The sequence below is a fragment of the Corallococcus sp. AB049A genome (assembly GCF_003668885.1).
Lineage (GTDB): Bacteria > Myxococcota > Myxococcia > Myxococcales > Myxococcaceae > Corallococcus > Corallococcus interemptor.
In genome coordinates this window covers 1-7,620 of sequence record NZ_RAWL01000409.1, presented here as the reverse complement: position 1 = coordinate 7,620, position 7,620 = coordinate 1, and the positions used below count along the sequence as shown (strand labels likewise).

Genomic DNA, 7,620 nt, shown 5'->3' with positions numbered 1-7,620 from the left:
CTCTACTTGGCCGCGTGGGGGCAGGGGCGGGGCATCGAGACGCCGGAGCAGGTGGGCGCGGTGCTGACGGAGGCCGGCTTCGACGCGAGGGCGCTGCTGGAGCGCGCGCAGCTGCCGGAGGTGAAGGACCGCGTGCGCAAGAACACCGACGACGCGCTGGCGCACGGCGCCTTCGGCGTGCCGTCCGTGCTGGTGGACGACGAGATGTTCTGGGGCGTGGACTCGCTGGGCCACCTGGAGCGCTACCTGGAGGGCCGCGACCCGCTCACCCGCGCGGACCTGGAGCGCTGGAGGGACCTGCCCGCCACCGCCAACCGGCGCCCGGAAGGAAAGCCCCGCCCGTGAACGTGCTCGGGCAGCTGGGGGTGGCCGTCGCCGGGCTGGTGCTGGCCGGCGTGCTCCTGTTCCTCAACTTCTGGCGCGCGGTCCTCTACCTCTTCCCCCACACCGTCCGGGTGGAGCCGGAGGCCCCGGGGGACCAGATGGACCTGCCGGAGTCCCTGGCCCCCCTGGCGGGGCAGCTCCAGGCGCTGGGCTTCACGCCCGTGGGCAGCCACGAGGAGAAGCCGCTCATGCAGAAGGCCACCCGCTCCTACGACTGGGCGCACGCGGGCGAGCGCGTCTTCGCCACCGTCCACGAAGGGGCGGACCTGCTGCCCCGGCTCTACCTGCTCACCCCCCTGGCCTCCGGGGGCTTCGTCGTCACCGCCAGCTACCGCCGCCCCGCGTTGGACCTGCCCGGCTACCGCTCCGGGTCGCTGGAGGACGCCGCCCCGGAGCGCCTGTTGCGCGCGCATGTGCGACGACTCGAGGGGTTGGAGCCGGCGGGCCCGGAGGGCTTCACCTGGGAGGGGCGCGTCCAGGCCGCCCGGGCCTGGTACGCCGGTTTGGGGCGCAAGGAAATCCGCCGCCAGAACCTCCAGGGACTGTTGTGGACGGCCATCGCGCTTGCCATCGTCGCCAGCGCCTTCCTGGGCCGGCGCGCGGGCTGACGGCCCCCTGGACGCTTTTCCACGTCACGTCGTGCGTGCACCGCGCGCCCCGGAAGAGTAGGGAGACGAGCACCATGAAGAGCGTGTCCAAGAACGAGGAAATCTACTTCCTGTCCGGCAAGCGCACCCCGTTCGGTACCTACGGCGGCAGCCTCAAGGACCTGAGCGCCACCGACCTGGCCGTGGAGTCCGCGAAGGCGGCCCTGGCCCAGGCGGGCGTCTCCCCGGAGCAGATTGAGCATGTGGTGTACGGCAACGTCGTCCAGACGAGCGCGGACGCCATCTACCTGCCGCGCCATGTGGGCCTGCGCACGGGCGTGCCGGTGCCGGTGCCCGCGCTGGGCGTCAACCGGCTGTGCGGCTCCGGCTTCCAGGCCTTCATCACCGCCGCGGAGATGATGCTCACGGGCGGCGCGGAGGCGGTGCTGGCGGGCGGCACGGAGTCCATGAGCCAGGCGCCCCACGTCATCCGGGGCGCGCGCTGGGGCATCCCCCTGGGCAAGGGCGGCCTGGAGGACATGCTCTGGACGGCCCTCACGGACAGCTACACGGGCAACGCCATGGCGCTCACCGCCGAGCAGCTGGCGGTGGACTACAGCATCAGCCAGGACGACGTGGACCAGTACGCCGTCCTCACCCAGAAGCGCTTCGCCGCCGCGCAGGAGGCGGGCCGGCTGGCGGATGAAATCGCGCCGGTGACGCTCAAGGGCAAGAAGGGCGACACGGTGGTGTCCAAGGACGAGCACAACCGTCCGGAGACCACGGTGGAGGGCCTGCGCAAGCTGCCCAAGGTGTTCAAGAAGGACGGCGTGGTGCACGCGGGCGCGGCCAGCGGCATCTGCGACGGCGCGGGCTCCATGGTCATGGCCACCCGGAGCTTCGTGGAGAAGCACGGCCTCAAGCCCGTGGCGCGGCTCGTCAACTGGGGCATTGCCGGCTGCGACCCGCGCATCATGGGCATTGGCCCGGCGCCGGCCATCCGCAACCTGCTCAAGCGCGCGGACGCGAAGCTCTCCGACGTGGACCTCTTCGAGGTCAACGAGGCCTTCGCGCCCCAGTACCTGGCGGTGGAGAAGGACCTGGGCCTGCCACGCGACGCCACCAACGTCAACGGCGGCGCCATCGCCGTGGGCCACCCGCTGGGGGCCTCCGGCGCGCGCATCACCATGACGCTGGCGTACGAGCTGAAGCGCCGGGGCGCCCGCTATGGTATCGGGTCCGCCTGCATCGGTGGCGGCCAGGGCATCGCCGTGCTTATCGAGGCGCTCTAGGACGGGACGTGAGATGAGCAACGAGGTGGACGCGAAGACGGCCCGCGAGCGGGCCAAGGCCATCGCCGAGCAGCGCCGCGCCGAGCGCCGCAACCGCAAGCGCCGCTGCGTGGTGTGCGGCGTGGAGGAGAGCGACAAGACGCCCCTGACGGCCCACCCGGAAGGCATCGGTCCCGCCTGCAAGGACGAGGTCACCTGTCAGGCCCGGCGCGCCGCCGCCGGCCGCTGAAAGCCCCCGGTCCCCCGCCGCACTGTCGGCGGGTGGACGGTGGCCAGGGCCGGATTGTCGGGCCCGTTTCTTGATGGCGCCCCCGACTCGGGGTAAACATTTGTAATCTCTGGTGACACGAGGGTTGGAATGGGCGTTATCAGCTTCACGGGCGTCAAGGTGTTCTCCACCACGCTCGCGCGCGATCGCGAGAACATGGGCGAGAACATCACCAAGTGGCTGAAGGAGAACTCCTCCGTGGAGATCGTGGACAAGATCGTCACGCAGTCCTCGGACAAGGAGTTTCACTGTCTGACCATCACGCTCTTCTACCGCCACAAGGTTTAAGGCCTCCCGGCGGGGACGAAGAAGGCGTGGGATGCGAGGGCGCTTCTCCCGGGTGACACCTGGGTGGGGCGCCCTTCATCGTTTCTGGATTTGGGGTTGCGGACCGGGCGGTGTTCCACCACCTTTGGGCCTCTATGCGACCCATGCGGGGCTTCAATCGGGGTGGAGGCGGCTTCGGCGGCGGCTTCCCCGGCCTGGATTCAATGGCCGCCAAGCTGGCGGTGGCGCTGGTGGCGTTCTCCGCCCTCTTCCTGGCGACACAGCGAGGGCAGGGCGTGCTGCTCCTGCTCAACCCGCACGACGTGCTGTCGCTGCGCGTGTGGCAGCTGTTCACCTACGCGTTCGTGGCCCCGGACCCGCTGGGCATCGTCTTTGGCGGCATCATCATCTGGTCCATCGGCGGCTTCCTGGAGTCCACCTGGGGCTCCCGGCGCTTCCTGATGGCGTCCTTGGGCATCACGGTGCTCGCGGGCCTCATCACGGTGCTGCTGTCGCTGGTGATTCCCATGGCCAGCGCCTATGCCGGCGGCTCGGTGCTGACGACGGTGCTGTGGGTGGCGTACGGCCTGGTGATTGGCCGGGGGCAGACGAACTTCTGGGGCATCCCGCTCACGGGCAACTGGTTCGCGGCCATTGGCGCGGGCTTCACCGTGCTGCGGCTGCTCACCGCGCCGGCCTGGCAGGTGCTGGCCCCGGAGCTCATCAGCCTGGCGCTCGTCTTCGCCTACGTGCGCGGCGCGAGCCCCAAGCGGCTGATGCTCCAGCTGCAGCACTGGCGCCTGCAGCGGCAGCTGAGGGACCGCTCCAAGCACCTGCGCGTGGTGGACCGGGACCGCCCGCCGGACCGCGACCAGTACCTCAACTGAAGGGCCTGCACGGCCCTCAGTGCGCGGCCTCCGGGTGGCCATACTGCTTGAGCTTCCGGTAGAGCGTAGCCACCCCGATGTCCAACTGCTCCGCGGTGCGTGAGCGGTTGCCGCCGTTCTGCGCCAGCACCGCGAGGATGTACTCCTTCTCCATGTCCTCCAGCCGGCGCGGGTTGCGGGTGGGCACCAGGCTGGGCGGCGCGGCGCGCACCTCCTCCGGCAGGTCGTCGCGCTCCACGCGCGGCCCCTCGCAGAGCACCACCGCGCGCTCAACCGCGTTGCCCAGCTCGCGCACGTTGCCCGGCCACGGGTAGCGCAGCAGTTGATCCGCCGCGTCCGGGGACAGGCCATTCACGCGCCGCCCCAGCCGCTCGCCGGCTTCCGCCAGCAGCAGCCGCGCCAGGGGGAGGATGTCCTCCTTGCGCTCGCGCAGGGGCGGGATGCGCAGCTCGATGACGCGCAGCCGGTAGAAGAGGTCCTGGCGGAAGCGGCCCAGGCGGACCTCCTCGGACAGCTCGCGGTTGGTGGCGGCCACCACGCGCACGTCCACCTTGCGGCTGGTGTTCTCCCCCACGCGGCGCACCTCTCGCTCCTGGAGCGCGCGCAAAAGCTTCGCCTGCATGGCCGGGGGCACCTCTCCCACTTCGTCCAGGAAGAGGGTGCCGCCGTGCGCGGCTTCGAAGAGGCCGGGCCTGTCGTTCGTGGCGCCGGTGAAGGAGCCCTTCGCGTGGCCGAACAGCTCGCTCTCCAGCAGGCTCTCCGTCACCGCGGCGCAGTTCACGGCGATGAAGGCCTTGTGCGAGCGGCCGGACTCGTCGTGGATGAGCCGGGCGATTCGCTCCTTGCCCACGCCGCTCTCGCCGGTGACGAGGATGGTGGTGTCCACCTTGGCGGACCTGCGCGCCAGGTTGAGCACGCGCTGCATGGACTCCGCGCGGGCCACCATGCCGGATGGGTCCTCCGTCACGCCGGCGCGCGCCAGCGACTGGCGCTTCGCGCGCAGCTTGCGCTCCGTCTGCCGCAGCGCCTCCGTCACCTGCCCGAGCACGCCCTCCATGCACTGCGTTTCATAGAAGCGCAGGAACTCCGTGCACTCGGTGCTCCACTCCGCCTCCGGCCGGCCCACGATGTGGCAGAAGGCGTCGCCCTTGCCCACGCACTTGAGCTCCGCGCAGTAGATGGGTTTGTTGTTGCAGTAGCTCAGGTACCCGGACGCGAAGCCGGTGAGGCTCCAGCACACGGGCTCTTCCGCCTGGCCCAGGTGCAGCAGGTGCTGCTCGGCCTCATAGGAGTCGCTCCACTGCGCCTCCGCGAAGGGCTCCGGGCCGTCCGTGTCCTTGCGCTCGATGCGCTCCACGCGCACCTGGCCCATCAGCGTGTGCAGCCGTCCGCCCGCGCGGCGCCACTCCGCTTCATCCGGCCAGGCCACCGCGGTCCTCATCGCCTCCGCCGTGCGCCAGCCGTGCGCGTAGCCCAGCCGCGTGAAGATGCCGCGCGCGGCCGTCATCCCCAGCATCCCGATGAGTTCCTTGCGCAACAGCCCCAGCGTCACCGGGTCCATCAACAGCGCCCGCTGGCCGGCGAAGCGGATGACCCCGCCCTTTGGCTCGAACGCCAGCAGCTCCCTCAAGTCCAACCCTTCCAGACCCGCCACGGTGCCTCTCCGGTGCCTTTCAGACTGAGTCGCTTCTCTATCAATATGAGAGGCGTTTCGCAGGCCCGGGATGGGAAGGTTCGTGATTTCAGCGGGTTGTCGTGTCGGGTGCGCTGGTCCCAGGGTTGCAATAGAAGGCGCCACGATGGCTTCCGGGGTGGACAGACGCATGGTGCTGCAGGGCGTGGCGGCCGCCGGGGTGGTGGGGGTGATGGGCACCGGGGCCTCGGCTGCCCGGCAGGTGGCGCCGGCCCTGTTCGTGTCGCACGGCTCGCCCATGACGGCGCTGGACTCGGATGAGTACCCCCAGGCGCTGAGGCGCTTCGGTGAGGGCGCGGGCGCGCTGAAGGCGCTGGTGGTGGTGTCGGCGCACTGGGAGACGGACGCGCGCGTGCACGTCACCGCGATGGCCGCTCCGCCGCTCGTGTACGACTTCTTTGGCTTCCCGGAGGAGATGTACCGGCTGCGGTACGCGCCGCCCGGGGCTCCTTCGCTTGCGCAGGACGTGGTGGCGCGGCTGTCGTCGGCGGGCGTGCCCGCGGTGGCGGACGGCGAGCGCGGCCTGGACCACGGCGTCTGGGTGCCCCTGCGCCATGCGTTCCCGGAGGCGCGCGTGCCGGTGTTGCAGGTGGCGCTGCCGGCGGACGCGACGCCCGCGCAGGTGGCGCGCATGGGGGAGGCGCTGGCTCCGCTGCGCGCGGAGGGCGTGCTGCTCATGGGCAGCGGCGGCGTGGTGCACAACCTTCGCCGGGTGAATTTCAGATCCAAGCTGGCGTCCGTGGAGCCATGGGCCGCCGAGTTCGACGCATGGGTCGCCGGAAAACTTGCCGCACGTGACTTCCTCGGGCTTCAGTCATGGATGGATGCACCGAATGCGCGGGTCGCGCATCCATCTCCCGAGCATTGGTTGCCGATTTATTTCGTCCTCGGAGCTGCCCTCCCCGAGGACCGCATCACCCCCGTGTTCGAGGGCTTCCATCACGGGACCTTGTCCATGCGCAGCTTCGCGCTGCGCGCCTGAACCTCGCAGTCCGCAAACTCAAGGAGTCCACACCATGAAGATGTCGCTCAAGTCCGCCATCACGCTGCTCGCCGTCGCCGCCCCGTCGTTTGCCTTCGCGTCCGCGTGGGAGATTGACTCGTCGCACTCCAGCGCGCAGTTCGCCGTGAAGCACATGATGGTGTCCAACGTGCGTGGCACGTTCAGCAACGTGAAGGGCAACGTCAACCTGGATGACAAGGACATCACCAAGTCCACCATCGAGGCGACCCTCGACGCGAAGACCATCAACACCAACGAGCCCAAGCGCGACGAGCACCTGCGCAGCGCGGACTTCTTCGACGTGGAGAAGTTCCCGACCATCACCTTCAAGTCCACGAAGGTCGCGAAGGCCGGCAAGGACAAGCTGAACGTCACGGGCGACCTGACCATGCACGGCGTGACCAAGCCGGTCGTGCTGGCCGTGGAAGGCCCGACGGCGGAGACGAAGGACGCCTGGGGCAACGTGCGCCGCGGCGCCGTGGCGACCACGAAGATCAAGCGCAGCGACTTCGGCCTGACCTGGAACAAGGCGCTGGAGGCCGGCGGCGTGGCGGTGGGTGACGAGGTGACCATCACCCTGGACCTGGAGACCACGAAGAAGGCCGAGGCCTCCGCTCCGGCGGCCACGGACAAGAAGTAGTCTTCGTCCCAGCCTTGAAATGAAGAGAGGGGCCTCGGGTGACCGGGGCCCCTCTTTTTTGTGCCCCGGTTCAACCCGGGGCCCGGGACGGCTCAGCCCTCGGCGACGGCCTGCACGCTGGCGCGGTAGATGAAGATGCGCGCGGTGTTGGTGCGGGTGTCGGCGGGGATGACGAAGAAGCCAGGGGTGGGGCCCTTGAAGTCCTGGGAGAAGCCGGCCACCTGGCGGCCGTCGTTGAAGGTGACGCGGATCTTCGAGCCCTCCGCCTGCGGCTGACGCGCGCCCGCGGCGAGCATGAAGAAGATGGCCTTCACGCGCTTGCCGGGGATGCGCTCCGGGGCGAAGCCGCTCTGCTGCTCCAGGGAGATGGTGTCCTCCAGGAGGTCCGCGTCGCGGATGGTGCCGCGCTTCACCTGGCCTTCGACGGTGTGGATGATGACGCGGTGTTCGCCTTCCACGAAGGAGCTGGCGGCGGGCACGAAGCCGTCCGTCGGCACTTCGAAGAGCGCGCCGTCCGTGGGGCGCAGGTGGTTGGCGGTCACGGGCGAGGGCACGACCGGCGCGGGGGCCACGGCGGCCACGGGCCGGAGGGTCGGGCT

General features: G+C 70.0%; 10 protein-coding genes. 8 read left to right on the top strand and 2 right to left on the bottom strand.

Going from position 1 to position 7,620, the window contains the following annotated elements; genetic code table 11:
* From D7X55_RS31740 to D7X55_RS31715, 6 genes are all read left to right on the top strand, one after another.
* Positions 1–345: DsbA family protein (locus tag D7X55_RS31740; RefSeq protein ID WP_199747252.1), on the top strand; the 345-nt coding region annotated here is incomplete at its 5' end.
* Positions 342–992, top strand: coding sequence for a hypothetical protein (locus tag D7X55_RS31735; RefSeq protein WP_121725021.1), 651 nt, complete (start codon positions 342–344; stop codon positions 990–992). The genes D7X55_RS31740 and D7X55_RS31735, both read left to right, overlap by 4 nt.
* Positions 993–1,066: 74 nt before the next feature.
* A complete protein-coding gene (locus D7X55_RS31730) occupies positions 1,067–2,263 on the top strand; it encodes an acetyl-CoA C-acetyltransferase (RefSeq protein WP_120549285.1) in 1,197 nt (398 codons plus the stop codon).
* Positions 2,264–2,276: 13 nt separating this feature from the next.
* Positions 2,277–2,492, top strand: a complete 216-nt coding sequence (locus D7X55_RS31725; protein WP_014399195.1) for a hypothetical protein — start codon at positions 2,277–2,279, stop codon at positions 2,490–2,492.
* Between the two features lie 129 nt (positions 2,493–2,621).
* Positions 2,622–2,819, top strand: a complete 198-nt coding sequence (locus tag D7X55_RS31720) for a hypothetical protein (RefSeq protein WP_120549284.1) — start codon at positions 2,622–2,624, stop codon at positions 2,817–2,819.
* A gap of 134 nt (positions 2,820–2,953) precedes the next feature.
* Complete coding sequence (locus tag D7X55_RS31715; RefSeq protein WP_121725020.1) at positions 2,954–3,685, top strand: rhomboid family intramembrane serine protease; 732 nt, start codon at positions 2,954–2,956, stop codon at positions 3,683–3,685.
* A 16-nt stretch (positions 3,686–3,701) separates the two neighbouring features.
* On the opposite strand, the gene D7X55_RS31710 is transcribed toward D7X55_RS31715, so the two are convergent.
* Positions 3,702–5,339, bottom strand: coding sequence for a sigma-54-dependent Fis family transcriptional regulator (locus D7X55_RS31710; RefSeq protein WP_121725019.1), 1,638 nt, complete (start codon positions 5,337–5,339; stop codon positions 3,702–3,704).
* A gap of 145 nt (positions 5,340–5,484) precedes the next feature.
* Between D7X55_RS31710 and D7X55_RS31705 the strand changes: the two genes are divergently transcribed.
* Both D7X55_RS31705 and D7X55_RS31700 read left to right on the top strand, forming a co-directional pair.
* Positions 5,485–6,360, top strand: coding sequence for a dioxygenase (locus tag D7X55_RS31705; RefSeq protein WP_121725018.1), 876 nt, complete (start codon positions 5,485–5,487; stop codon positions 6,358–6,360).
* Positions 6,361–6,394: 34 nt separating this feature from the next.
* Positions 6,395–7,021: a YceI family protein gene (locus D7X55_RS31700; protein ID WP_120549280.1), complete on the top strand. Its 627-nt coding sequence runs from the start codon at positions 6,395–6,397 to the stop codon at positions 7,019–7,021.
* Positions 7,022–7,113: 92 nt separating this feature from the next.
* Here D7X55_RS31700 and D7X55_RS31695 read toward each other — a convergent pair.
* A partial coding sequence (locus D7X55_RS31695) for a DUF6982 domain-containing protein (protein WP_407921798.1) occupies positions 7,114–7,620 on the bottom strand: 507 nt, incomplete at its 5' end.

Coding starts and splice junctions, on each gene's coding strand:
- D7X55_RS31730 (WP_120549285.1), top strand. CDS start 1,067: ATGAAGAGCGTGTCCAAGAACGAGGAAATCTACTTCCTGTCCGGCAAG.
- D7X55_RS31725 (WP_014399195.1), top strand. CDS start 2,277: ATGAGCAACGAGGTGGACGCGAAGACGGCCCGCGAGCGGGCCAAGGCC.
- D7X55_RS31720 (WP_120549284.1), top strand. CDS start 2,622: ATGGGCGTTATCAGCTTCACGGGCGTCAAGGTGTTCTCCACCACGCTC.
- D7X55_RS31715 (WP_121725020.1), top strand. CDS start 2,954: ATGCGACCCATGCGGGGCTTCAATCGGGGTGGAGGCGGCTTCGGCGGC.
- D7X55_RS31705 (WP_121725018.1), top strand. CDS start 5,485: ATGGCTTCCGGGGTGGACAGACGCATGGTGCTGCAGGGCGTGGCGGCC.
- D7X55_RS31700 (WP_120549280.1), top strand. CDS start 6,395: ATGAAGATGTCGCTCAAGTCCGCCATCACGCTGCTCGCCGTCGCCGCC.